Origin of the sequence: Sphingomonas faeni, from assembly GCF_024273235.1 — a bacterium.
Lineage (GTDB): Bacteria > Pseudomonadota > Alphaproteobacteria > Sphingomonadales > Sphingomonadaceae > Sphingomonas > Sphingomonas faeni_A.
This window is the reverse complement of sequence record NZ_JANBVH010000011.1, coordinates 80,096-103,200: the sequence shown is the minus strand read 5'-3', so window position 1 is coordinate 103,200 and position 23,105 is coordinate 80,096. Positions and strand designations below refer to the sequence as shown.

The 23,105-nt window shown below is 67.7% G+C and carries 26 protein-coding genes; 16 read left to right on the top strand and 10 right to left on the bottom strand.

Annotation, left to right across the window (positions count from 1 at the left end; all coding sequences use genetic code 11):
- Positions 1-206: 206 nt before the first annotated feature.
- Positions 207-1,034 (bottom strand): type I methionyl aminopeptidase, encoded by an 828-nt coding sequence (gene map / locus NLI89_RS08240; RefSeq protein ID WP_254686591.1) that lies wholly within the window; start codon positions 1,032-1,034, stop codon positions 207-209.
- Positions 1,035-1,085: 51 nt separating this feature from the next.
- On the opposite strand from map, the gene NLI89_RS08235 reads away from it, so the two are divergent.
- A complete protein-coding gene (locus NLI89_RS08235) occupies positions 1,086-1,844 on the top strand; it encodes a competence/damage-inducible protein A (protein ID WP_254686590.1) in 759 nt (252 codons plus the stop codon).
- Positions 1,845-1,983: 139 nt separating this feature from the next.
- On the opposite strand, the gene NLI89_RS08230 is transcribed toward NLI89_RS08235, so the two are convergent.
- Complete coding sequence (locus NLI89_RS08230; RefSeq protein WP_254686589.1) at positions 1,984-2,409, bottom strand: HIRAN domain-containing protein; 426 nt, start codon at positions 2,407-2,409, stop codon at positions 1,984-1,986.
- A 113-nt stretch (positions 2,410-2,522) separates the two neighbouring features.
- Between NLI89_RS08230 and NLI89_RS08225 the strand changes: the two genes are divergently transcribed.
- Positions 2,523-2,954: a hypothetical protein gene (locus NLI89_RS08225; RefSeq protein WP_254686588.1), complete on the top strand. Its 432-nt coding sequence runs from the start codon at positions 2,523-2,525 to the stop codon at positions 2,952-2,954.
- 239 nt (positions 2,955-3,193) lie between these two features.
- Positions 3,194-5,347 (top strand): histidine kinase dimerization/phosphoacceptor domain -containing protein, encoded by a 2,154-nt coding sequence (locus NLI89_RS08220; protein WP_254686587.1) that lies wholly within the window; start codon positions 3,194-3,196, stop codon positions 5,345-5,347.
- A 67-nt stretch (positions 5,348-5,414) separates the two neighbouring features.
- Here the strand turns inward: NLI89_RS08220 and NLI89_RS08215 are convergent, their stop codons facing one another.
- Positions 5,415-5,882, bottom strand: a complete 468-nt coding sequence (locus NLI89_RS08215; protein WP_254686586.1) for a hypothetical protein — start codon at positions 5,880-5,882, stop codon at positions 5,415-5,417.
- 186 nt (positions 5,883-6,068) lie between these two features.
- Here NLI89_RS08215 and NLI89_RS08210 point away from each other — a divergent pair, with 186 nt between their 5' ends.
- A complete protein-coding gene (locus NLI89_RS08210; RefSeq protein ID WP_254686585.1) occupies positions 6,069-7,667 on the top strand; it encodes a GH39 family glycosyl hydrolase in 1,599 nt (532 codons plus the stop codon).
- 9 nt (positions 7,668-7,676) lie between these two features.
- On the opposite strand, the gene NLI89_RS08205 is transcribed toward NLI89_RS08210, so the two are convergent.
- The 3 genes from NLI89_RS08205 to madL are packed head-to-tail and all read right to left on the bottom strand — an operon-like array spanning position 7,677 to position 9,597.
- Entirely contained in the window at positions 7,677-8,366 is a 690-nt protein-coding gene (locus NLI89_RS08205; RefSeq protein ID WP_254686584.1) for a GntR family transcriptional regulator, read from the bottom strand.
- 6 nt (positions 8,367-8,372) lie between these two features.
- Entirely contained in the window at positions 8,373-9,137 is a 765-nt protein-coding gene (gene madM / locus NLI89_RS08200) for a malonate transporter subunit MadM (protein WP_254686583.1), read from the bottom strand.
- Positions 9,138-9,147: 10 nt separating this feature from the next.
- Entirely contained in the window at positions 9,148-9,597 is a 450-nt protein-coding gene (madL, locus tag NLI89_RS08195) for a malonate transporter subunit MadL (RefSeq protein ID WP_254686582.1), read from the bottom strand.
- Between the two features lie 164 nt (positions 9,598-9,761).
- On the opposite strand from madL, the gene mdcA reads away from it, so the two are divergent.
- Genes mdcA through NLI89_RS08160 form a run of 7 tightly spaced genes read left to right on the top strand, consistent with a single transcriptional unit; the run spans position 9,762 to position 15,964 of the window.
- Positions 9,762-11,408 (top strand): malonate decarboxylase subunit alpha, encoded by a 1,647-nt coding sequence (mdcA, locus tag NLI89_RS08190; protein WP_254686581.1) that lies wholly within the window; start codon positions 9,762-9,764, stop codon positions 11,406-11,408.
- 11 nt (positions 11,409-11,419) lie between these two features.
- Positions 11,420-11,737, top strand: coding sequence for a malonate decarboxylase acyl carrier protein (gene mdcC / locus NLI89_RS08185; protein WP_254686580.1), 318 nt, complete (start codon positions 11,420-11,422; stop codon positions 11,735-11,737).
- Complete coding sequence (locus tag NLI89_RS08180; RefSeq protein WP_254686579.1) at positions 11,734-12,891, top strand: biotin-independent malonate decarboxylase subunit beta; 1,158 nt, start codon at positions 11,734-11,736, stop codon at positions 12,889-12,891. Before mdcC ends, NLI89_RS08180 begins: the two co-directional genes overlap by 4 nt.
- A complete protein-coding gene (mdcE, locus tag NLI89_RS08175; protein WP_254686578.1) occupies positions 12,878-13,594 on the top strand; it encodes a biotin-independent malonate decarboxylase subunit gamma in 717 nt (238 codons plus the stop codon). Before NLI89_RS08180 ends, mdcE begins: the two co-directional genes overlap by 14 nt.
- Positions 13,594-14,223: a malonate decarboxylase holo-[acyl-carrier-protein] synthase gene (gene mdcG / locus NLI89_RS08170; RefSeq protein WP_254686577.1), complete on the top strand. Its 630-nt coding sequence runs from the start codon at positions 13,594-13,596 to the stop codon at positions 14,221-14,223. The genes mdcE and mdcG overlap by 1 nt, the downstream gene beginning before the upstream one ends.
- Complete coding sequence (gene mdcB, locus NLI89_RS08165; RefSeq protein WP_254686576.1) at positions 14,220-15,065, top strand: triphosphoribosyl-dephospho-CoA synthase MdcB; 846 nt, start codon at positions 14,220-14,222, stop codon at positions 15,063-15,065. Before mdcG ends, mdcB begins: the two co-directional genes overlap by 4 nt.
- Positions 15,062-15,964 (top strand): ACP S-malonyltransferase, encoded by a 903-nt coding sequence (locus NLI89_RS08160; protein WP_368077253.1) that lies wholly within the window; start codon positions 15,062-15,064, stop codon positions 15,962-15,964. The genes mdcB and NLI89_RS08160 overlap by 4 nt, the downstream gene beginning before the upstream one ends.
- Positions 15,965-15,994: 30 nt before the next feature.
- Here NLI89_RS08160 and NLI89_RS08155 read toward each other — a convergent pair whose 3' ends face one another.
- The 4 genes from NLI89_RS08155 to NLI89_RS08140 all read right to left on the bottom strand — a co-directional run bounded on the left by NLI89_RS08155 (position 15,995) and on the right by NLI89_RS08140 (position 19,741).
- On the bottom strand, positions 15,995-17,563 hold the full coding sequence (locus tag NLI89_RS08155) for an alkaline phosphatase D family protein (protein WP_254686574.1): 1,569 nt from the start codon (positions 17,561-17,563) through the stop codon (positions 15,995-15,997).
- A 9-nt stretch (positions 17,564-17,572) separates the two neighbouring features.
- On the bottom strand, positions 17,573-18,352 hold the full coding sequence (locus tag NLI89_RS08150; RefSeq protein WP_254686573.1) for an acid phosphatase: 780 nt from the start codon (positions 18,350-18,352) through the stop codon (positions 17,573-17,575).
- A 25-nt stretch (positions 18,353-18,377) separates the two neighbouring features.
- Positions 18,378-18,824, bottom strand: coding sequence for a MerC domain-containing protein (locus NLI89_RS08145; RefSeq protein WP_254686572.1), 447 nt, complete (start codon positions 18,822-18,824; stop codon positions 18,378-18,380).
- Between the two features lie 245 nt (positions 18,825-19,069).
- Positions 19,070-19,741 (bottom strand): RBBP9/YdeN family alpha/beta hydrolase, encoded by a 672-nt coding sequence (locus NLI89_RS08140; protein WP_254686571.1) that lies wholly within the window; start codon positions 19,739-19,741, stop codon positions 19,070-19,072.
- A 200-nt stretch (positions 19,742-19,941) separates the two neighbouring features.
- Between NLI89_RS08140 and NLI89_RS08135 the strand changes: the two genes are divergently transcribed.
- From NLI89_RS08135 to NLI89_RS08115, 5 genes are all read left to right on the top strand, one after another.
- A complete protein-coding gene (locus tag NLI89_RS08135; protein ID WP_254686570.1) occupies positions 19,942-20,706 on the top strand; it encodes a TlyA family RNA methyltransferase in 765 nt (254 codons plus the stop codon).
- A 123-nt stretch (positions 20,707-20,829) separates the two neighbouring features.
- The gene (locus tag NLI89_RS08130) at positions 20,830-21,348 is read left to right on the top strand and encodes a TspO/MBR family protein (protein WP_302675677.1); all 519 of its coding nucleotides are present in this window, start codon (positions 20,830-20,832) and stop codon (positions 21,346-21,348) included.
- A 39-nt stretch (positions 21,349-21,387) separates the two neighbouring features.
- Positions 21,388-21,675: an accessory factor UbiK family protein gene (locus NLI89_RS08125; protein WP_187503493.1), complete on the top strand. Its 288-nt coding sequence runs from the start codon at positions 21,388-21,390 to the stop codon at positions 21,673-21,675.
- Positions 21,676-21,772: 97 nt separating this feature from the next.
- Positions 21,773-22,279, top strand: coding sequence for a YbjN domain-containing protein (locus NLI89_RS08120; protein ID WP_439144493.1), 507 nt, complete (start codon positions 21,773-21,775; stop codon positions 22,277-22,279).
- 2 nt (positions 22,280-22,281) lie between these two features.
- A complete protein-coding gene (locus tag NLI89_RS08115) occupies positions 22,282-23,100 on the top strand; it encodes a pyrroline-5-carboxylate reductase family protein (RefSeq protein ID WP_254686615.1) in 819 nt (272 codons plus the stop codon).
- Positions 23,101-23,105 lie beyond the last annotated feature (5 nt).

Here is a 23,105-nt window from a genome sequence, read left to right as displayed (position 1 = left end):
TAGAGTAGACCAGTGTCGAGGTTAAGCCTGGCGAATAGAACTTTCCATCCGTCATGCCGGACTGGTTCCGGCATCCACCGTTCCGCACGAGCGAAGGAATTGAAATTGCGGAACCGTGGACCCCGGAACAAGTCCGGGGTGACGGGTGGGTTTGGCAATGCCCCGGTTCAGCGCGATGAGTGTCGATCCGCGCCAGTAGTTAGACCTCAGGCATAAGGCGGCTGCGTGTACCCCTTGGGGCTGAGCGTGAAGATGTCGCACCCCGTTTCCGTAATCCCGATCGAATGCTCGAACTGCGCGGACAGCGAGCGATCGCGCGTGACCGCCGTCCAACCATCGTCGAGCAGTTTCACGTCCGGCCGACCGATGTTGATCATCGGCTCGATCGTGAAGATCATGCCGGGGCGAAGCTCGGGGCCGGTGCCGGGCTTACCGACATGGACGACCTCGGGGGCGTCGTGGAACAGCCGGCCGACGCCGTGCCCGCAGAAATCGCGGACCACGCCGTAGCGGTGCTTCTCGGCGTGGCGCTGGATCGCGTTGGCGACGTCGCCCATGCGGTTGCCGGGCTTGGCCTGCTCGATGCCGATCATCAGGCATTCATAGGTGACTTCGACGAGGCGGCGCGCCTTGATGGGCACGTCGCCGATCAGGTACATCCGGCTCGTATCACCGTGCCAGCCGTCCAACAAAGGCGTCACGTCGACATTGACGATATCGCCCGATTTCAGCGTCTTCTCGCTCGGGATGCCGTGGCAGACGACATGGTTGATCGAGATGCAGACGCTGTGCGTATAGCCGCGATAGCCGAGCGTCGCGGGGACGCCGCCGCCGGCGACGATGAAGTCGTAGATCAGCCGGTCGATTTCGGCGGTGGTCACGCCCGGCACCATGTGCGGCACGATCATGTCGAGCGTCTCGGCGGCGAGCCTGCCCGCCTTCATCATGCCTTCGAACGCGGCGGGGCCGTGGAGCTTGATGGCGCCGGTGCGCGCGTCGGGCTGGTCCGATGTGACGGTTACATATTCGGTCATGACGCGCGATATAGCGTGGCGGGCGCGCTTTTGCGAGGCTATGCGAGGGGCATGGTAGAGGAACGCATCTGGACGGCCGCGCTGACGATCATCGGCGACGAGATCCTGTCGGGCCGCACGCAGGACAAGAACGTCGCGCAGATCGCGGCGTGGCTCAACGTGCAGGGCATCCGCCTCGCCGAAGTCCGCGTCGTCGCCGACAAGACCGAGGCGATCGTCGAGGCGGTCAACATCCTGCGCGCCCGCAACGACTATCTGTTCACGACCGGCGGGATCGGGCCGACTCACGACGACATCACGGTGGACGCGATCGCCGAGGCGCTGGGCGTCGCGGTCGAGCATCATCCGCGCGCGATGGCCGTGCTGGAGGCCTATTATGCGACGCGCGGTGGTCTTACCGAGGCGCGGGCGCGGATGGCGCGGGTGCCGGCCGGGGCGGACCTGATCGACAACAAGGTGTCGGGCGCGCCGGGGATCCGGATCGGCAACATCTTCATCATGGCGGGCGTGCCGCATATCACGGCAGGGATGCTCGATGCGCTGACCGGGACGCTCGAGGGCGGGCGCCCGGTGGTGTCGAAGACGATCGGCTGCTGGGTCGCGGAGAGCGAGGTCGCCGACCTGTTGCGCGATGCCGAAAAGACCCACGAAGGCGTCGCGATCGGCAGTTATCCGTTCTTTCGCGACGGCAGGACTGGCGCGAACTTCGTGGTGCGGAGTTCGGACGAGGCGCTGGTCGATCGCTGCCTCGCAGACCTGACGCGCGATCTGGAAGCGACCGGGCGAGCAGTGACTGCGCAGGGCATTTAGGCACGTTGAAATCCTCACCCGCTAGGGGGAGGTGGCGCGTAGCGACGGAGGGGGAGGGGGCGACGATCTCTGTTGCGTGTCCGCCCCCTCCGTCTGGCAAGTGCCAGCCACCTCCCCCTGGCGGGGGAGGATCAGGCGTTCATGCGCCCCATTCCGGGCCTTCGGGATCGGGGTAGAACGCGTCCGGATCGAAGGGGGCGGCGTGACCGCGCGACCGGGCTGCCAATTCCCCCTCCGCCAGATCCGGCAATGTCGGCGCGCCGCCGCCGAAGCGGATGCGGACATAGCCCATGCTGCCGACCAGCGCCTGGAACACGGCGGCATGGTCCTCCTGCTGCATGCGCCGGCCGATCAGCGGCGCGCGCTCGGCGGAGAGGTAGCCCATCTGGACGCCGCGCAGGCTGAACACCGCGACGGCGTTGGCGTCATGCGGGTTCTTCGGCTCGCGGCGCAGCTCGACCGGCTCGCCGGGGGCGCAGAGCAACAACTCCATGCGGCGGTTGCTCTTGCTGCGGTCCGCGTTGGGGAAGTCGATGCCGACCACGCTGAGCGTCAATTCGTCCATGCCCCACGTCTAAACCCTGGCTGCGTATATCCAAAGCGGTACAAGGTTACGGCAGCGTCACGGCCCTGCGCGACGACACGCGTGCCGATGATGATGATCCAAGGACGACGGACATGCTCTTTCGAACCGATGCCGCCATCGAACATCTCGCGCTGCGGATGATCGATACGAGCCTGCCGAAAAGCGAGTGGACTCACGAGGGGCATTTTGCCGCGGCGCTTTGGTTGTGCCGGCACCGTGAAGACCTGACCGCGCCGGACGAGATCAGGCGGCTGATCATGCGCTATAACGATGCCACGGGTACCGCCAACACCGACACGAGCGGCTATCACCATAGCATCACGCTTGCCTCGATGCGGGCGGTTGCCGATCTGCTGCGTCGTCTGGAACCGGGAACACCACTTTGCGATGCGCTTGGCAGGCTCATGGCGTCCGACCTGGGCAATCGCGACTGGCTGCTGAAATATTGGCGCCGCGAGACGCTGTTCGGTGCGCAGGCCCGCAAGACGTGGGTCGAACCCGACCGGGCAAAGCTGCCGTTTTGAACCCTCACTCGCTGGCGCGCGCGTTGACATCGGCGGCGATCGTTCGGGGAAACACGCCTCGTTGCGAGCCATTCCGATCGGGGGGGGGGCAAGTATCCGCGCCCCGCCGCTGCGTCCCGAAACGGAACGGCCGAAACGGCTTGATCCATGTCGTTGACTCTGGCGGCGGGGTGCCTGCTGTATCGCTTGCGTAACGATGTGGTTTGCGCGTCGACGCCTCTGGCTGGATTGGATCCGCAATGCCCGGCCCCGTGCCCGACGGAGCGGTTCGCGATGCGCCCCGGCCTCCCGATATCCTGTCGTGCGAACGCGAGGCGATCCAACTGCCCGGATCGATCCAGCCGCACGGCATGATCCTGATCGCCGACGCCGCCACGCTGACGATCGGCGCGGGCGCGGGCGACATCGAAGCGTCGCTGTCGCCGCGCTGGCTCGGCGCGCATCTGGACGACATGCTCGGCCAGTCGGTTGCCACGCAGATCGAGGCCCGGCCGGGACAGGCGACGATCGCGCTGGCGAGGGTGGACGGCATCGACACGGTATTCGACGCGATCGCGCATCGATCGGCTGGCTCGATCATCGTCGAACTGGAGCCGGCGCCTGCGACGATGCCGTCGGCGATCGAGATGCTTTCGGCGATGGAAGAGGCCGCGGCGGCGTTCGAGCAGGCGTTCGGGCTGCACGACCTGTGCGAGCGGGCGGCGGAGACGTTTCGCCGCCTGACCGGGTTTGACCGGGTCATGGTGTACCGGTTTCTCGACGACGATGCCGGGGTGGTCGTCGCCGAGGACCGCGATCCGGCGCAGCGGACGTTTCTCAACCAGCATTTCCCGGCATCGGATATCCCGCGCCAGGCCCGGGCGCTGTACGTTCGCAACCGTGTTCGGGTGATTCCCGATATCGCCTATGCGCCGGCGCCGCTGCGCCCGGCAGGTGGACCGCCGCTCGACATGAGCGATCTCGCCTTGCGTAGCGTGTCGCCCGTGCATCTCGAATACCTCGCCAACATGGGCGTTGCGGCATCGGCGTCGGTATCGATCGTCCGGGACGGTGCACTATGGGGCCTGATTGCCTGTCATAACGCGACGCCGAAACGCCTGCCGTTGCATCTCCGGATGGCGTGTCGCGCGCTGGCCGGCAGCCTGGCGCGACAGATCCGGGCGAAGGAGGATGCCGAACTCTACCGCGAGCGCATTCGCCTGCGTACCGCCGAAGATGCCGTTATCCTTCGCCTCGGGTCCGACACCGCGCTCTCGCCGTTTTTTGCGACCGTGGGCGACGATGTCCGCCGGATGCTGGGGGCGGACGGCTTTGCCGCGGTTCGTGGTGGCGAACTCTTCGTCGCCGGGCGCGCGCCGGGTCACGAGGACATCCGCATGATCGCCGCCCATGTCGCCGACCTGACCCGAACGCTGCCGTTCTCGACCGATCGCCTGTCCGACCATCTGGCCGGGGCCGCAGCGTGCCAAGGCCTGGCCAGCGGCGTCCTCGCGGTGACGATGCCGACCGACGAGCCGACGATTCTTGTCTGGTTGCGGGCCGAGCAGGTCGAGGTCGTCAACTGGGCCGGCAATCCGCACAAGCACGTCCCGCTCGATCCGCACCGTCCGTTGTCGCCGCGTGCATCGTTCGAGAGTTGGAGCGAGGCGGTCCGCGGCCGATCGGTGGCGTGGACGGTGCATGAGGTCGAGGCGGCGGGTCGCCTGGCACGGACTTTGTTCGACGCCCGCCAGCATCGCCGGCTGTCCGAGGTGAACCACGAACTGACCGCGACGATCGCCGACAACGAGAGCCTGCTGATGCAGAAGGATTATCTCATCAAGGAGGTTCACCACCGGGTTCAGAACAGCCTGCAACTGGTGTCCGCGTTCCTCGGCATGCAAGGTCGAGAGGTCGGCAACGCCGTGGTGACCGAGCATCTGGCCGAGGCACAGCGTCGTCTGTCGGCGGTCGCGATGGTGCATCGGCGCCTGCATTCCGACGAGCACCTGCAGGCGATCGACCTGGCGCGCTATATCGGCGACCTGTGCACGGAGATAAAATCGACGATGGACCCGGCCTGGGGCGAGCAGATCCAGCTCGACCTTGCGCCCGTGCTGATGCGGACCGACCGTGCCGTGCATATCGGCCTGATTTTGACAGAACTGGTCATCAACGCGAATAAATATGCCTATGCCGGCGGCGCGGGGCCGATCACGATCGCGCTCGAACAGCAACGGACCCGGTTCAGCCTGATCGTTTCGGATCGAGGGGGCGGGAAGTCGGGGCGGAGCAGTGGTTTCGGATCGCGGATGCTGGTCTCGTTGGTCGCGAGGCTGGCGGGGACGATCGAGGAGAGCGACAATCGACCGGGATTGCGCGTGACGATCGTGGCGCCGATCAGCGAGGCATAGTCCCGGTTATCCGGCGTGGGCGGATCGGGAGCGAACGGGCCGACATGATATCGACCCGCTCGTACATTCAGCTCTTCTTGCGCGCGCGCTTCGGGCTGGCGGCGGCGGCAACGTCCTCTTCCTCGTCCGGCGAGTCCTCGCCCGCCTCGGTCAGCGCTTCGCCGAGCGCCTTCAGCTTGTCCTGCGCCTTGTCGGATTTCTCGGCGATCTTCGTCGTCGCCGTGCCCAGCCGGTGCAACAGAGCATGGACCCGGTCGGCATCCGGCTCGCCCTTTTCGAGTTGCTTGCGCAACGATGCCAGATCGCGAAGGATGCCCTTGGCGCCCGGCGTGTCGATCTCGGCCAGGGCGGCCTCCCAGTCTTCCACCATGTCGGCGCCCTTGGTGGGCTTGGTCGCGTCTAGACCGCGATTGATGGCGTTCATCGTTCCTGCAAATTTAACGGCCATTATGTTCTCTCCGCATGCCATGTGCTGGCGATGGAGAACGATGCGGATTGGCGGATATGTCCTGGAAAACGTGTCGATTTCGATCAATATGATGGGGGTTAACCGACCGCGAAGTACCGGCCAAATGCAGGTTTTCAAAAGGAACCTTCTCGCATTGCCCGGAGGAACACGAGCAACCCTTGCGTTGGTGAAAGCTTACGCCGTCATGTGAAAGCCTGTACCGTCACGACGATCGGGACTTCGGCCCCCAATATTATCGTGAACGGGAGAGCTATGCGACATTTGGACCGAAGCCGGCTGTGGTTTCCAAAACGGCTGGCGCTCTATGCGGGCGTCCTGGGCGCTGGCGTGCTCGCAGCGGCCGGAGCGGGGGCGCAAACTGCGCCGCGCCAGATATCGGTCGATGTCGCGACGGCGGACCGCCCGCTGGATCCGTTCTACAAGATGTCGGTGGGATCGGATTATCCCGGAACGCTGATGCGCGCGGATTCGCAGGCGCAGTTGAAGACCACGGTCGACGAACTCGGCTTTCGCTACCTCCGCTTTCACGGGATCTTCCACGACGTGCTGGGGACGGTGAAGATCGACGATGGCAAGACGGTCTATGACTGGACCAAGATCGATGCGCTGTACGACGACCTGCTGAGCCGGAACATCCGGCCGTTCGTCGAGCTGGGCTTCTCGCCCGAGGCGATGGCGACGTCCAAGCAGACGATCTTCTATTGGAAAGGCAACAGCTCGCATCCGCGGCCCGAGGCCTGGCGCCACCTGATCGATGCGTTCGTCCGCCACCTCGAGGCGCGCTATGGCGCGGCGGAGGTGCGCCACTGGTATTTCGAGGTCTGGAACGAGCCGAACCTCGCCGGTTTCTGGGAGGGCGCGGACCAGAAGGCGTATTTCGAACTCTACGACCTGACCGCGCGGACGATCAAGGCGATCGACGGCAACCTCCAGGTCGGCGGGCCGGCGACGGCGGGTGCGGCCTGGGTTCCGGAGTTCCTGCGCTATGCCGCGGAGCGCCGTACGCCGGTCGATTTCGTGGCGACGCACAGCTATGGCGTCGATGGCGGCTTTCTCGACGAGAAGGGGCAGAGCGACACGAAATTGTCCGCCAATCCCGACTCGGTCATCAACGACGTGAAGGCGGTGCGGGCGCAGATCGCGGCGTCGGCGTTCCCGAACCTGCCGCTGTATTTCACCGAGTGGAGTTCGAGCTACACGCCGCGCGACCCGGTCCATGATTCCTATATCAGTGCGCCCTATATCCTGTCGCGGCTGAAGGGCGTCGAGGGCGACGTTCAGGGCATGAGCTATTGGACCTATACCGACCTGTTCGAGGAGCCCGGCCCGCCGACCGCGCCGTTCGAAGGGGGCTTCGGACTGCTCAATCCGCAGGGCATCCGCAAACCGGCGTTCTTCGCGTATAAATATCTGAACGCGCTGAACGGACGGGTCATCCCGGTTGCGGATCGGCAGGTCATGGCAACCACCGACGGCACCGATACCAGGATGCTGCTCTGGGACTGGCAACAGCCGAAACAGGCGGTCAGCAACCGGCCCTTCTATACCAAGCTGGTGCCATCGACCCCGGCGCCGCCCGCGCATATCGCGTTTCGTAGCCTGAAGGCGGGGCGCTATCACCTGCGCGTGTTCCGGACCGGCTATCGCCACAACGACGCCTATTCCGCGTATATCGACATGGGGCTGCCCAAGACGCTCGCGCCCACGCAGCTTGCGAAGTTGCAGGACATGACGCGCGACGTGCCGGTGGCGGATCGCATGGTGAGCGCGGATGCCGCAGGTCGGTTCGTGCTCGACCTGCCGATGCAGAGCAACGATATCGTGCTGGTGACGCTGACTGCGGCGCCCTGATCGCGGGAGTTACTTCAGTGGCAAAGCGTGCGCGGCGTCCTGGTGCGCGATGTAGCTGTCTAGCGCGCTGGCGGCGTTGAGCATGTGCGCGCGCATGCGGCGGGCGGCGGTGTCGCCGTCGCCCTCGGCGATCGCGCGCATCACCGCGTCATGCTCCGCGCGCGAACTGGCTAGGCGCTGGTCCTGGCGGAGTTGCATGCGGCGGAACGCATTCAGGCGCGTGCGGACCGCGATCGCCTGGCCGGCGAGGAAGTCATTGTGTGCGGCGCGGTAGATCGCCTCGTGGAACTCGCGGTTGAGCGCGTCATAGGCGTCGACGTCGCCCGCCTCGACCGCGGCCTCGCTCGCCTCGTGGATGCGGAGCAGGCGGCTGCGTTCGAGCGGCGTGATGCGGTAGGTGGCGAGGCGGACGCAGACCGCCTCGATCTCCGCCATCGTCTCGAACATGTCCATCACCTCCTCGGCGGTGACGTGGCGGACGATGACGCCGCGGCGCGGGCGGACCTCGACCATGCCGCTGGTCGCCAGTTGCCGCAGCGCCTCGCGGACCGGGGTGCGCGAGGCGCCGTAGCGGTCGGCCAGCTGCTGTTCGTCGAGCATCGTGCCGGGTGCCAGCTCGCCCGACGAGATCGCGTCGGTCAGCGCGTTGCGGATCCGGTCGGACAGCAGCCCGGTGTCTTCGATGTCGATGCCGCTCACCTGCGCTCAGCCCCCCACGATCGCGCGGACGATCAGGTACAGGATCGACGGCGCCACCAGGCAGCCTAGGCCGGTATGGAAGGTCGCGGTCAAGGCACCATAGGGGACGAGCCGGCGATCGGTCGCGGCAAGCCCGCCCGACACGCCGCTGACCGTGCCCATCAGCCCGCCGAACACCATCGCGCTGCGCGGGTTGTTCAGGCCGATCAGTCCGGCCACCAGCGGCGTGCCGACCATCACCATCACTGCCTTGAACACGCCTGTCGCGATCGACAGCGCGATCACCGGCGAACTCGCGCCGATCGCAGCACCCGTGACCGGGCCGACGATATAGGTGACCGCGCCCGCGCCGATCGTCGTCATCGAGATGGCGTCGGTATAGCCGAACGACGCCGCCACCAGTGCGCCGACGATGAACGGCAGCACCGTGCCGAGCAGCAGCGCGACGATGCCGATCAGCCCGGCCTTCTTCGCCTGTTCGACATCGACCTCGCAGGCGGTGGCGACGATCGCGAAATCACGCAGCATCGCCCCGCCCATCAGGCCGATTCCGGCGAGCATCGGCAAATCGGCCAGCCCCTTGTGCCCGCCGGTCGCGATGCCGCCCCAGAAGGCGAGTGCGAGACCGATCAGGATCGCGATCGCCGAGCCGTGGACGCGGCCCATCGTCAGCTTGGCGGACAGCATGTTCGACAGCCACATGACGATGCCGACGACCGCGAACGCGGTAAGCAGTGCGTTGGCGGTGAGGACCTTTGTGATCATTTCCATGGTCTGACCCTCAGCGCGGCGTGGTGGGGAAGGGGGCGGGGGACGCGGCGGCACCGGCGATCTCAGCCTCGCGGGCTTCGCGCGCCTCGATCTCGTCCATCGTCTCGGGTGTGCCGGACAGGCGGCTGATCAGCGCGACGGCACTGAAGCACACCAGCAGCGCGCCGACGCCGGCGATCAACACGACGGGCCCGCCCTCGACCGCGGCGACGACGTCCTGCTGCGCCGCCATCGCGACGACGATCGGGATATACAGCGCACCCCAGAAGCCGATCCCGCGCGAGACGCCCTCGACGTAACGGCCGCGCGACTTGAGCCACATCCGCGCGGCGATCAGCAGGATCATCGCGATGCCGACTCCGCCGACATTGGCCTTCACGCCAAGCAGCGCGCCGAGGCCTTCGCCGAGCAACTGCCCGATCAACGTGCAGATCGCGAGCAGCGCGACTCCGGCGATCATGCGCCGCATCCCGCAAATGGGACCGGGGCGGGCAGGGACTGGCTCATAGCATATCCTCTCACTGTATTCGATCTATCGTCTTATACGCCCTTAAGTATGCACAGGGTTGCGTTTGGAGCAATAGAGAATACAAAGAACTCAGAATGAGCGTCAGGAGGCGATGCGTGCGGCAGTGGAATACGCGGAAGGCTTTGCGCGAGGAGCGGATCGCGGCCGGGGCGGGCTTCGCCACCGGCAAGCTTGTCCATCCCGAAACGCTGGTCGACTTCCTCGAGGCGGTGCTCCGGGCCGGCGACCGGGTCTGCCTGGAGGGCGACAACCAGAAACAGGCGGACGTGCTCGCCAAGGGGCTGGCGGCGATGGATCCGGCGCGGATCCACGATTTGCACATGGTCCAGTCGGGCGTCGTGCTGCCCGAGCATCTCGACGTGTTCGACAGCGGCATCGCGAAGCGGCTCGACTTCTCCTATTCGGGGCCGCAGTCCGCGCGGATCGCGAAGATGCTGTTCGGCGGGAAGATCGAGCTGGGCGCGATCCACACCTATCTCGAGCTGTTCGCGCGCTATTTCGTCGACCTGACGCCACAGGTCGCGCTGATCGCCGCGGTCAGCGCAGACCGCCACGGCAACCTCTACACTGGGCCGAATACCGAGGACACGCCGACGGTGGTCGAGGCGACGAGCTTCGGCAGCGGGCTGGTAATCGCGCAGGTCGGCGAGATCGTCGATACGCTGCCGCGCGTCGACATCCCCGGCGACCAGGTCCATTTCGTGCTCGACGCGGGCAAGCCCTTCTATGTCGAGCCGCTGTTCACGCGCGATCCCGCGGCGATGACCGAGACGCAGATCCTGACCGCGATGCTGGCGATCAAGGGCCTGTACCAGCCGTACGGCGTGCGCCGGCTGAACCACGGGATCGGCTTCAATACCGCGGCGATCGAGTTGCTGCTGCCGACGTACGGCGAGAAGCTCGGGCTGAAGGGCAAGATCTGCACGCACTGGGCGCTCAACCCGCATCCGACGCTGATCCCCGCGATCGAGGCGGGCTGGGTCGAGCAGGTGCATTGCTTCGGCTCCGAGGTCGGCATGGAGGATTACCTCGCCGCGCGGCCGGACATCTTCTTCACCGGCCCCGACGGATCGCTCCGCTCGAACCGCGCCTTCAGCCAGACCGCGGGGCTGTATGCGTGCGACATGTTCATCGGCTCGACGCTGCAGATCGACCTCGCGGGGCATAGCTCGACGATCACCGCGAACCGGATCGCCGGCTTTGGCGGCGCGCCCAACATGGGATCGGACGCGCGCGGTCGGCGGCATCCCAGCGCACCGTGGTTGCAGGCGGGGGCGGAGGCTGACCCGGACACGGCGGCGCCTTTGAGGCGGGGGCGGAAATTGGTGGTGCAGATCGGCGAGACATTCGGCGAGGGCAACGCGCCGCTGTTCGTCGAGAAGCTGGGCGCGCTTGAACTCGCCGAGAAGCTCAATCTCGATCTGGCGCCGATCATGGTCTATGCCGACGACACCACGCACATCGTCACCGAGGAGGGCATCGCCAACCTGCTGCTGTGCCGTACCGCCGACGAGCGCGAGCAGGCGATCCGAGGCGTGGCGGGCTTCACGGAGATCGGCCGGGGGCGCGACAAGGCGATGGTCGAGCGCCTGCGCGAGCGGAAAATCATCCAGCGGCCCGAGGACCTCGGCATCGATCCGCTCGACGCGAACCGGAACATGCTCGCCGCGCGATCGATCAAGGACCTCATGCTCGCCTCGGGCGGGCTCTACCGGCCGCCGAGCCGGTTCCGGAACTGGTAGGAGACGCGCACATGGAAATTCTCCACTTCGATATCGCCGCGCCGACCCCGGCGGGCGGGACGCGGGCGATGGCGCTGGTCGGCGTCGTCGCGTCGGGCAATCTGGAGGTGCTGGTCGAGCGGAGCGATACGCCCGATCGCTGCGCGATCGAGATCAGCACCGCGGCGCACGGGTTTCGCGATCTGTGGGACGCGGTGGTCGCCGATTTCGTCGGCAGGCGTGCGGCCGGCGGACTGCGGATCGCGATCAACGACGGCGGCGCTCGGCCCGATACGGTGTCGCTGCGGCTCGCGCAGGGCGTTCGCATGATCGAGGAGCCCGAGGCATGAGTGATATCCGCCAGAGCTGGTACGAGGCGGGTGCGCGCGAGCGGATCGCGGCGCTCGTCGACAGCGGAAGCTTCGCCGAGTTCGTCGGCCCGGAGCGGCGCGAAACCAGTCCGCATCTCGGCATCTTCGACCTGCCCGCGCAGTTCGACGACGGGATCGTCGTCGGCAGCGCGACGCTCGACGGCACGCCGATCCTGGTCGCCGCGCAGGAGGGCCGCTTCATGGGCGGCGCGTTCGGCGAGGTCCACGGCGCCAAGCTGACCGGACTGTTGCGTGCGGCAAAGGCGCTCGGGCGCGACGTGGTGATCGCGTTCGACACCGGCGGCGTGCGCTTGCAGGAGGCCAACGCCGGCGAGATTGCGATCGCCGAGATCATGCGCGCGGTCGTCGAGGCGCGGATCGCGGGCGTGCGGGTGGTCGGTCTGATCGGCGGGCGCGCCGGCTGTTACGGCGGCGGCGGCTTGATCGCAGGGTGCTGCTCGACATTGATCGTGTCCGAACAGGGCCGCATCAGCGTGACCGGTCCCGAGGTGATCGAGACGAATATGGGTGTCGAGGAGTTCGACTCGCGTGACCGCGCGCTGGTGTGGCGGACGATGGGCGGCAAGCATCGCACGCTGATCGGCGGCGCGGACGTGTTCGTGGATGACGACGCCGCGGCGTTCCGCGACGCGGCGCGTGCGGCGTTGGCGCAGTCTGCTCGACCGCTGTCCGTTCGGAGCGCCTATCCCCACTCGTTCGCCCTGAGCGAAGTCGAAGGGCTTGGCTCGATCGACGGTGCTTCGACTTCGCTCAGCACGAACGGGGGGGGCTCGATCGACGGTGCTTCGACTTCGCTCAGCACGAACGGGGGGGGCTCGATCGGCGGTGCTTCGACTTCGCTCAGCACGAACGGGGGGGGCTCGATCGACGGCGCTTCGACTGCGCCCAGCACGAACGGGAGCGGGGAGCGGCCCGGTCTCGATCTGGATACTTTGGCGGCCGAACAGGCGCGGCTCGAACGGCGGATCGCGCGGTTCGGGGATGCCGCCGACGCCACCGATATCTGGCAGGCGCTGGGGATCGACGATCCGAAGGCGGTCCCCGACATGCCCGCCACCGCCTTCGCCACCCTTGCCGCCCAGTATCGGGAGAGCGCCGATGACGCCCGTTGAGATCCTCGCCTCGCTGTTTCCGTCCGGCCATTCGGTATCTGCGGAAGGCGACCTGCTGTTCGGGCAGGGAACATTGCCCGGTGGCACTGTCGTCCACGTCGTCGGCGCGACCGCGCGCGCACCGATCGGGATCGACCAGGCGATCCGGCTGTCCGGCGCGGTGCTGGAGATCGCGCGCAGCGACGACGCCACGCCGATCCTGTTCCTCGTCGACAGCGCCAGCCAGCGGATGAGCCGCCGCGACGAACTGCTCGGGCTCAGCGAATATCTCGCGCACCTCGCCAAGTCGCTGCTGGTGGCGGAAGCGCGTGGCCACCGCACGATCGGGCTGCTCTATGGCGGTAGCGCGGCAGGCGCGTTCATCGCCACCGCGCTCGCCTGCGGGACTCTGGTCGCACTGCCCGGCGCGCATCCCGAGGTGATGGACCTCGCCTCGATGGCGCGCGTGACGAAACTGCCGATCGATGTGCTGGAAGCGAAGGCGAAGACCACGCCGGTCTTCGCGCCGGGCCTCGACAACCTCGTCAGCGTCGGCGGGATCGCGGCGGTCTGGAATGCGGACGAGAGTCTCGCCGACCAGTTGCAGGCGTTGCTGGCACGTCCGCGCGACGGTGACGATCGCGCCGCGCTGGGCGAGAAGCGAGGCGGACGACCAAAATCCGCGCGGATCGCGGGCGAAGTCGCGGCGGCGGCGCAGGCGTAATGCGGTTCGAGCGTCACCGCCTGGTCTATCTCGATCCGGCGCGCTGGGGCGAGACGCTAGCCGCCTATCCCGCGCTTCAGGCGATCCCGGTCGTCGTAGACTGGGTCGCAAAGGGGCATCCGCTGATCGCGCGTCGCCCGGTATGCGATGATACCGAGGAGCTCGTGCCGCTCGGCCTGCCGCTGCCGCCCTCGCTCGGTAAGCAGCGTCTCGCGGTCGCCGTACCACCGGGCGCGATCCTGTCGGACGCGCCGCCGCCCTTGCTCGCGGACGCGGCGCGGGACGCGCCGGTGGCGTGGCAGGCAACGATCGCGGCTCTGGTCGCGCTCGATCCCGAGACGCGGTGTTTCGGAAGTTTGGCCTGGGCGCATCTGACCGGCCTGCCGTATCTGTCGGAAACCTCCGATCTGGATCTCGTATGGCAGGTCTCGACCGCCGACGACGCGGCGCGGCGCGTTGCGGCCTTGGTGCGGATCGACGCGGAGGCGCCGATGCGGCTGGACGGGGAGATCGTGACGCCGACGGGGCTCGCGGTTCAGTGGCGCGAATATACCGCGGATGCGCCCGAAATGCTGGCGAAGGCGGCGGACGGCAACCGGATGGTCGCGCGCGCCGAGATGTTCGCATGACCGCGCTTGCCCGCCCGGCGACAGCGATCGACTGCGCCCGTCACGATCGGGGCATCGCCCGAATCGCCACCGACTGCCTCAAGCTGGAAATCGCGACCTATCCCAAGCCCGGCCTGGTCAGCCCGGTCGATACCGGTGCGCACGACGACATGGATGCCGCGATGATGGACCGCAGCGCCGACGCGCTCGAACCGTTCTTCGCAAGGCTCGCCGAAGCGGGCGCGGCCGGCGCAGGCATGGACCGCCTCCGCGCGATCGGGATCGAGGCGGAGGTCGCGATGATGGCGGCGACCGGTGGCGTCAACACGCATCGCGGCGCGATCTTCGGGATGGGATTGCTCTGCGCCGCCGCCGGGTTTCGCGCCGCGTACCGCGCTTCCGGCACGTTGGGCGACATCGTCGCGCACCGCTGGGGTGCCGAGATTTGCCGCGGGCCGGTGGCGCTGCACAGCCACGGCAGCACCGTCGCGCGCCGTCATGCCACCGGCGGCGCGCGCGCCGAGGCGGCAACCGGGTTTCCGTCCTTGTACGATATCGCGTTGCCCGCTCTCGCCGAAGCGCGACTGGTGACGGCCGAGGACGAGGCTCGCCGTGTCCATGCGCTGATGACGCTGATCGTCGGGGTGGAGGACACCAACCTGCTGTATCGGGGTGGCACGGAAGGGCTGGCGTTCGCGCAGTCCCATGCCCGCGCGTTCCTTGCCTATGGCAGCATCGCGACCCCCGACTGGCGCGCGCGGGCGGTGGCGATGCACGCGGCCTTCACGGCACGGCGGCTGAGTCCTGGCGGGTGTGCCGACCTGCTTGCAATGGCACTATTCGTCGAAGCTAGTGGGGCGTGACTCTCGCTCTGCTCTGCTCGGGACAGGGTCGGCAGGATCGGGCGATGCTCGACCTTTTTGCCGACGATCCGCGTTCTGCGCCGATCCTGGCCGAGGCGAGCGCGTTGCTTGGGGAGGATATTGGCGCCGTGCTGCGGTCGGCCGACCTGCACGCCAACCGGACGAGCCAGATCCTGTGCGTCGCGCGCGGGCTGGTTGCGGCAGCGTGTCTCGAACCGATCGGGCCGGCGGTCGTCGCGGGGTATAGCGTGGGCGAGATGGCGGCCTGGGGCGTGGCTGGTATCTGGTCGCCCGAGCGGACCTTGCGACTGACGGCGGTGCGTGCCGAGGCGATGGATGCGGCGGGGGGACCTGATGACGGGCTGGGGTTCGTTCGCGGGGTGCCGCGCGACCGGGTCGCCGCACTCGCTGCGGAGTTCGCGTGTGCGATCGCGATCGTCAATCCGGGTGACCTCTTCGTGATCGGTGGCGCGCGCGAGCAGGTCGCGCGGTGTTGCGGTGCGGCGCTGGACGTCGGGGCGGTGGCGGCGCGACCGATCGCGGTCCACGTCGCCTCGCATACGCCGCGGCTGTCGGCGGCGGTCGCACCGTTCCGCGCTGCGCTCGACGCGTCCGATGCCACGCGGCCCGCCCGGGGGCGGACGCTGATCGGTGCGGCCGATGCGTCGGTCGTGAGCGGGGCGGGGGGCATTCCCGGTCTCGCGGGACAGGTCGATACCACGATCGACTGGGCGGCCACGCTGGAGGCGCTGGTGGAGCGCGGTGTCGACCGTGTGCTCGAACTCGGTCCCGGTACCGCGCTCGCCGACATGGTGAGGGCGGCCTATCCTGCGCTGGACGTCCGCGCGGTCGACGACTTCCGCAGCGTGGCTGGCATCACCGCCTGGATCGGCCGCTAGTGCAGCCTTGACGTATCGGGCCGCTGTAGATCAGGCGATCGAGAGCGCCGGGCGGCCATGTTCGACGGTGGCTGTGGCTGCGGTCTTGATCGTGGCGTCGGGCGTGCTGACGCGGTCGACCGTACGGAAGCGCGTCTGCCACTGGTCGTGCGCGACGTCGCAGACCAGATAGCCGCGGCGGTCGTTGGTGTAGCGGAGGAAGGGATTACCCGCGATGATACGCTCGGTGCCCGTGCGCCGGTCCGCGCCGTCGCCGCCGGACGAGATCGAGGTGCCGACGAACTCGACCGCGACCGCATCGCCGGTGCCGCCTTTGGTGCGCAGTTCGCCCGCGTAATTCTGATGCTCGTCGCCGGTCAGCACGACCGCGTTGCCGAGCCCGGCGAGCTTCGCCAGGACGCGTTCGCGGGGCGCGTCATAGCCGCCCCAGCTGTCCATGTTGCGGATCGGCGCGGGCTCTTCGCCGGTCCGGCGGTCGAGCGGCATCACCATCACCTGTTGCGCCAGCGCGTTCCAGCGTGCCGATCGCTGTTTCAGTGCGGTGTCGAGCCACGCCTCCTGCCGCGTTCCCAGCACCTGCGCCTTGGGATCGTCCCAGCCCTTGCAATAGGGTTTGAAGCCGTCGTCGCACGGCTGGTCCGAGCGGAACTGGCGGGTATCGAGCAGATGCAGGTCGACCAGATTGCCGACCGTGGCTCGGCGATACATCTGCATGCCGTTGGGGCCCGGGAAAGACGCGCGGCGGAACGGCATGTGTTCGTAATAGGCCTGGAACGCGGCGGCGCGGCGCAAGGCGAACACCTCGGGGGGATCGTTTTCCTGGTCGGTCTCGCCGACCCAGTTGTTCTCGACCTCGTGATCGTCGAACGTCGCGAACCATGCCGCGGACGCGTGCGCGGCCTGAAGGTCCGGGTCCATCTTATACTGCGCGTAGCGGCGGCGATAGTCGGCGAGGTCGAACAGCAACTGCCCCTCGTGCGCGCGGACGAACCGGCGCGGCTTGCCGTCATAGCCCATCGCGACCGGCGAACTGCGGCCTTCGTAGATATAGTCGCCGTAATGATAGACGAACGCGACATCCTCGTCGGCGAGGTGGCGATAGGCGGTGAACAGCCCGTCCTCGTAATTCTGGCAACCCGCGACGCCGAAGCGGAGATGGTCGAGCGGCGCGCCCGCGACCGGCAAGGTGCGCGCGCGGCCGGCGATCGATCGTTCGCGGCCGACCGTGAAGCGGTACCAATAGGGACGATCGGGGAGCAGCCCCGCAACCTCGACGTGGACCGCATGCGCCAGCTCGGGCCGGGCGATCGCGCTGCCCTTGGCGACGACGGTGGCGAAGCGCTGGTCCGACGCGACCTGCCAGTCGACCGCGACCGGTTGCATCGGCATCCCGCCATGATCGCCGAGCGGATCGGGCGCGAGCCGGGTCCAGATCACGAAGCCGTCCGACGCCGGCTCGCCTGCCGCGACTCCGAGCCGGAACGGATAGGCCGTGAACAGCTGTTGCGCGCGCAGGATCGCGGGGGCCGCGAGCAGACCGACGGCGCCGCCGACCAGCGCGCGCCGGGAGATCGCCAGGCTGAGGGACTCGATCGTCATCCGGTGGTCCTACTCGATGCGTTGCGCGACCAGTGCCGCTTCCCCGGAGCATAGCGCAGGCGCGGGACGCGGCGTAGCCGGATCGCGGCGGAGTGCATCCATTTCGGTGCGAGCGGCGGCAAGGTCGGCCTGGAAGGCGGGGGTGGTGTGTGCCGCGGTCAGGGTCGCCGAGGCTGACAGGCGCCCGCCTTCGACCGCGCTGGCATTGTGGACGCCGCAGACCACGCGACTTTCGCCGAACGCCCGCCCCCGCGCGAGGATCGCGGTGGCGCGGTCGGGCGCGAGTTCGGCGAGCAGCGTCGCCCAGGTCCAGCCTGCCGTCGTGTGGCCGGATGGGTAGTCATAGCTGTCGGCGACCTCGGCGGCGGGTTGGCAGATTTCGCCTCGGTCGATCAGGAAGGGGCGCGGGCGTTTGTAGAACGTCTTGGCGATCCCGGTCTCCCGCGCGGTGTCGCGCGACGCGCGGGTGATCAGCGCTGTCGTGCGCGGGGCGATCTGCGGGGTCAGCGCGATGCCTGCCGCACAGCTGAAATCGCGCATCATGTCGGCGGGCGCCAGCTTCACGTCGTTGGTGGCCATCGCCCAGCGCGGTGTTCCGACCAGTGCCCGAGTCGCCCGGAAGATCGCCCGGTCGGCGATCCCGCGCGGATCGTCAGGCCGGGGCGCGGGCGGCAGGACCGCGAGCAGGTCGAACGCGCCGGGTGCGAGATAGCCCGCATCGACCCGGGCGCAGACCGCCCCGGCGGACAGAAAAGCCGCCAGCGTTGCCGCCAGAATGATCGGTTTCACGCGCGGTTCTCCTGCATGCCTCGGATCACGCCGCCGCAGCCGTCTTGCGGACGAACCGGTTGCGCCAGTTGGCGAGGTGCGCGGCGGCGAGGAAGAGGCTGCCCGTCACCGACACCGTCGTCTCGATCGCCGTGCGCCCCGCGAAGAGGATACCGAGCGCCATCAGGGCGAGGCCGACCGCACCGAGTATCAGCGGCGGCGTGGCGCGGTGCGTGCGCCATCCCCCGATCAACGCGACCGCGCTGGTCGGGATGGCGAAAGCCAGGATGATGCGGTGGAAGGACTCGCCTGGATCGAACCAGGTCGCGAGTGCGGGCAGCGCCGCAAACAGCAGCGGCAAGGCGAGGCAGTGGATCATGCAGGCGGCCGATGCGCAAACCGCAAGGCCATCGAGCATGTCGCCCGTCGAGCGGCCGCCGGCGACGGCTGTGCGGAGACCGGTGTCGCGCAGATCATGGGGGTCGCGTGTCACGATGAAATCCTTCCGCCTCGCGGGCCTTCATCGTCACCTTCGAGGATGACGATGCGGCGCAATGATACATCATATCATGATTCGCAAGGCGAAATGTTGGAGCGCGTACTTTGCCGGGATTCAGACGGACGGAGTCGGACACGGGGAGCGGCGCGAACCCGAGGGGCTACGTCGGGTTCTTCGACTTCCTGGGTTTGCCGAGCGGCGTGGCGCTTGGCGGCTCGGGAGTGATCCGACGCTCGGCGTCACCCGCCCAGATAATGTGTCTGCGCGGCATCGGTCGCACTCACCGCGAGTATCGAGCGGGCCGCACTGGGTGGCAAAGCCTGCCCACGGCCATTGCCGCTCGCCGCGATGACGCGTTCGAGCAGATCCTGCCCCTCGCGCCACCAGCCGATCCCGCTCGCGGCGTTCAGATGACCCTGCGGCCCGGCGTCGACGAAGTGGCTGCCCCAGTCGGCCGCCATGCTGTGCGCGCGTTCGGGGGTGACCCAGGGGTCGTCGCTGCTGGCCACGACGATCGACGGGAAGGGCAGCGGTGTCCGCGGGGTCGGCGAGAAGCCCTTCAGCTCCGCCTGCGCGCCGCCGCGATCGACATCCGCCGGCGCAACCAGAAGCGCGCCGGCAACCGGCCAGCCATAAGGCTGTGGGCTGAGTTCCGCCCACCATGCCACGGCTAAACACCCGAGGCTGTGCGCGGCGAGGATCACCGGCGCGTCCGCGCGGCGGATCGCCTCGTCGAGCCGAGTCACCCAGGCGTTGCGGTGGGGTGTATTCCACATGCCGAGTTCGACGCGGACCGTGTCGGGCCGCGCGTCTTCCCACAGCGTCTGCCAATGCGACGGGCCCGAACCACCGAGACCCGGTACGGTCAGGATGGTCGGCTGGACGGATTCATACGGTGCGAAACTACCCACAGCGCTTCTCCTTCTCCAAGGCCCCGTTTTGGGGTGGAAAGCGTGACCGGGGGGACGCTCTAGGGGACGCCGCCTGATCACGCTTCCCAGCCTTCAACGTAATCCCACTCAACTGGTAGGCAATGAGATTGCGGCGAAAGGAAGGCAGCTTGCGGTGGCCGGACGGGGCGGCGATAGGCGGGCATGGCAAGGATGCGCGCATGGTGAAGATACGGGCGGACCAGATGCTGGTCGACAGGGGCCTCGTCGAGTCGCGGACGCGTGCGCAGGCGCTGATCATGGCGGGCCTCGTGTTCGCGGGCACGAAGAAGGTCGACAAGCCCGGCCAGACGCTCGCCGACGACGTCGTGCTCGACGTGCGCGGCCGCGATCACCCCTGGGTCTCGCGCGGCGGGATCAAGCTGGCGCATGGCCTGACGCATTTCGGTTGGGACGTGAGCGGCGCGATCGCGATCGACGTCGGCTCGTCGACCGGCGGCTTCACCGACGTGCTGCTGAAGAACGGCGCGACCAAGGTGTACGCGGTCGACAGCGGCACCAACCAGCTCGCCTGGTCGCTCCGCCAAGACGAGCGCGTCCTCGTCCACGAACAGACCAGCGCGCGGATCCTGACGCCCGCGCATATCCCCGAACCGGTCGACCTGATCGTGTGCGATGCGAGCTTCATCGGCTTGGCCAAGGTGCTCGAACGGCCGATGTCCTTCGCCACGCCCGACGCGCGGCTGATGGCACTGGTGAAGCCGCAGTTCGAGGCGGGCCGCGAGGAAGTGGGGAAGGGCGGCGTCGTCCGCGATCCCGCCATCCACCAGCGGGTCTGCGACGAGGTCGCGGCGTGGCTGACCGGGCAGGGCTGGCATGTCGAGGGCGTGGTCGAGAGCCCGATCACCGGCCCCGAAGGCAATGTCGAATTCCTGATCGCTGCGCACCACACGGCACCTTCGCCGACCCCGGCCGTGCCGGAATGAACCACTAGCGGAACGATTCCCTCGCGAGCACGGTTTACGGATCGCCAAACGCGCGGCAGGACGTGCCCGCGTAGAGACGGAAGGACGTGTGTGGGCGGTATCGCTTCGAAGGGCCAGTTGAGGATGTCGTTCCTCCGCTGGGCGGTCGTGACCGTGCCCCTGATCCTGCTGCTCGGCTTCCTCTCCGGACGATCGGTCAGCGTCGGCAGCGAGAATGCGTGGTACATGGCGCTCGCCAAGCCTGCGCTGAACCCGCCCGGCTGGGTCTTCCCCATCGTCTGGACGACGCTCTACATCCTTATCGGCCTCGCGCTCGCCATGATCCTCAACGCGCGTGGGGCTCGCCTGCGCTGGCTGGCCGTCGCGTTGTTCGTCGGCCAGTTCGCGCTCAATCTCGCCTGGACGCCCGTGTTCTTCGGCGCGCACCGGATCGGTACGTCGGTGCTGGTGATCGTCGCGATGCTGGCGCTATCGATCGCCGCGACCTTCGTTTTCGCGCGTATCCGGCCCGCCGCGGCGTGGCTGATGGTGCCGTATATGGTGTGGATCAGCTTTGCGGGCGTGCTCGCGTTCAGCATCGGGCAGTTGAACCCGGATGCCGAAAGCCTTGCACCCGCGGCGCATACGTCCCAAATGCTGTGACGCAGCAGTATATGCAACAGTCTCTGGGGTTTTGAAGCAATGCAGTCCGAAAACCGCGTGTTCGACGATATCGTCAAGGTCTTGAACGGTGCGGCCGGTACGCTTGCGGGCGTCGGTCGCGAAGCCGGCTCGGGCGCGCGGGAACGGGCGCGCGAATGGCTCGGCGGGCTCGATTTCGTCAGTCGCGAAGAGTTCGACGCGGTCAAGGCCATGGCCGCCGCCGCGCGCGACGAGAACGACGTGTTGAAGGCGCGTCTCGATGCGCTCGAGGCCAAGTTCGCGGCCCAGTCGACGGTAACCGCACCGCTCGGGGCGTCGGTCGACTGACTTTTCCACAGTTTTCCGCACAAACGGGTTCGATGGGGTTGCCGTGGCGTTTTTGCCTCGGCACCCTTTGTCGTGCGATAAGGACCGCCAGGACCTAATGATGCTCGACCAAGTAGACCACGACCACGAAGACGCTGCTCCGATCGACATGCTCGAAAGCTATTACGCTGCGCATGGCTGGGAGCATGAGCGCCACGAGGACGAGATCGTCGCGACCGTGAAGGGAAGTTGGGCGACCTACGAGCTGCGGGCCCTGTGGCGCGAAGACGATAGCGTGCTGCAATTCCTCGCTTTTCCTGACATCAAGGTGCCCGACGAGCGCCGCCAGGCGGTGTACGAGACGATCGGACTGGTCAACGAACAGCTCTGGATCGGCCATTTCGAGCTCTGGTCGTCGAGCGGCATATTGCTGTTCCGGCATGCCGCGATGGTCGATGGCGGCGATGACGGCACGATGTCGCTCGAGGCTGCCGAACTGCTCGTCGAATCGGCGATCGAGGAGTGCGAGCGCTTCTACCCCGTGTTCCAGTTCGTGCTGTGGGGCGGCAAGACCCCCAAGGACGCGCTCGCCGCGGCACTGATCGAAACGCACGGCGAGGCTTGAGGATGGCGTGTTCGGCCAAGGGCTTTCCGGTCGGTCCGCTGTGGCTGATCGGCTGCGGCAACATGGGTGGCGCGATGCTGCGGCGCTGGATCGCCGCCGGGCTCGATCCTATGAGCGTGACGGTGATCACGCGCAGCGGGAAGGGCGTCCCCGAGGGTGTCCGCTCGCTGACCGCGCTGCCCGATGAAGACGCGCCTGCCACGCTGATGCTGGCGCTCAAGCCACAACAGATCGACGCGGCGCAGGCGTTGCTCGCGCCGATGAAGGGCGCTCCGAAGCTGTTGTTGTCGATCCTTGCGGGTGTCGATCACGCCGCGCTTGCCGGGCGGTTCGAGGCCGATGCGATCGTCCGCGCGATGCCCAACCTCCCGGTCGCGATCGGCAAGGGCGTGACGTCGCTCTACACGCCCGGCGCGTCGGCCGAGGCGACCGCCGCGGCAGAAGCGTTCGCCGCCCCGCTCGGCCATTACGAATGGATCGCCGACGAGGCGCATTTCGATGCGGTGACCGCGCTGGCGGGCTGCGGCCCCGGCTTCGTGTTCCGCTTCGCCGATGCGCTCGCCAAGGCTGGCGCGGCGCTGGGGCTTCCGGCGGACCAGGCCGCGCGGCTCGCGATCGCCACGCTGGAGGGCTCTGCGATCATGGCCGCCGATGCGGACGTCTCGCCCGCCGTGCTGGCTGACCGCGTCGCCAGCCCCGGCGGCTCGACCCGCGAAGGCATGAACGTGCTCGACCGGGACGATGCGCTGGTCGCGCTACTCACCGAAACGCTGTCCGCGTCGGAGCGCCGCAACGCCGAAATGGCCGCCGCGGCGCGCTAGATCGC

Excerpts from the sequence above, each read along its gene's own strand:
- madM (WP_254686583.1), bottom strand. The coding sequence starts at position 9,137 with ATGGAAATGATCACAAAGGTCCTCACCGCCAACGCACTGCTTACCGCG.
- NLI89_RS08230 (WP_254686589.1), bottom strand. The coding sequence starts at position 2,409 with ATGGACGAATTGACGCTCAGCGTGGTCGGCATCGACTTCCCCAACGCG.
- NLI89_RS08155 (WP_254686574.1), bottom strand. The coding sequence starts at position 17,563 with ATGACGATCGAGTCCCTCAGCCTGGCGATCTCCCGGCGCGCGCTGGTC.
- NLI89_RS08210 (WP_254686585.1), top strand. The coding sequence starts at position 6,069 with ATGCGACATTTGGACCGAAGCCGGCTGTGGTTTCCAAAACGGCTGGCG.
- NLI89_RS08125 (WP_187503493.1), top strand. The coding sequence starts at position 21,388 with ATGCAGTCCGAAAACCGCGTGTTCGACGATATCGTCAAGGTCTTGAAC.
- NLI89_RS08120 (WP_439144493.1), top strand. The coding sequence starts at position 21,773 with ATGATGCTCGACCAAGTAGACCACGACCACGAAGACGCTGCTCCGATC.
- NLI89_RS08235 (WP_254686590.1), top strand. The coding sequence starts at position 1,086 with ATGGTAGAGGAACGCATCTGGACGGCCGCGCTGACGATCATCGGCGAC.
- NLI89_RS08130 (WP_302675677.1), top strand. The coding sequence starts at position 20,830 with ATGTCGTTCCTCCGCTGGGCGGTCGTGACCGTGCCCCTGATCCTGCTG.
- NLI89_RS08135 (WP_254686570.1), top strand. The coding sequence starts at position 19,942 with ATGGTGAAGATACGGGCGGACCAGATGCTGGTCGACAGGGGCCTCGTC.
- madL (WP_254686582.1), bottom strand. The coding sequence starts at position 9,597 with ATGATCGCCGGAGTCGCGCTGCTCGCGATCTGCACGTTGATCGGGCAG.
- NLI89_RS08220 (WP_254686587.1), top strand. The coding sequence starts at position 3,194 with ATGCCCGGCCCCGTGCCCGACGGAGCGGTTCGCGATGCGCCCCGGCCT.
- NLI89_RS08180 (WP_254686579.1), top strand. The coding sequence starts at position 11,734 with ATGAGTGATATCCGCCAGAGCTGGTACGAGGCGGGTGCGCGCGAGCGG.
- mdcB (WP_254686576.1), top strand. The coding sequence starts at position 14,220 with ATGACCGCGCTTGCCCGCCCGGCGACAGCGATCGACTGCGCCCGTCAC.
- NLI89_RS08115 (WP_254686615.1), top strand. The coding sequence starts at position 22,282 with ATGGCGTGTTCGGCCAAGGGCTTTCCGGTCGGTCCGCTGTGGCTGATC.
- map (WP_254686591.1), bottom strand. The coding sequence starts at position 1,034 with ATGACCGAATATGTAACCGTCACATCGGACCAGCCCGACGCGCGCACC.
- NLI89_RS08225 (WP_254686588.1), top strand. The coding sequence starts at position 2,523 with ATGCTCTTTCGAACCGATGCCGCCATCGAACATCTCGCGCTGCGGATG.
- mdcG (WP_254686577.1), top strand. The coding sequence starts at position 13,594 with ATGCGGTTCGAGCGTCACCGCCTGGTCTATCTCGATCCGGCGCGCTGG.
- mdcE (WP_254686578.1), top strand. The coding sequence starts at position 12,878 with ATGACGCCCGTTGAGATCCTCGCCTCGCTGTTTCCGTCCGGCCATTCG.
- mdcC (WP_254686580.1), top strand. The coding sequence starts at position 11,420 with ATGGAAATTCTCCACTTCGATATCGCCGCGCCGACCCCGGCGGGCGGG.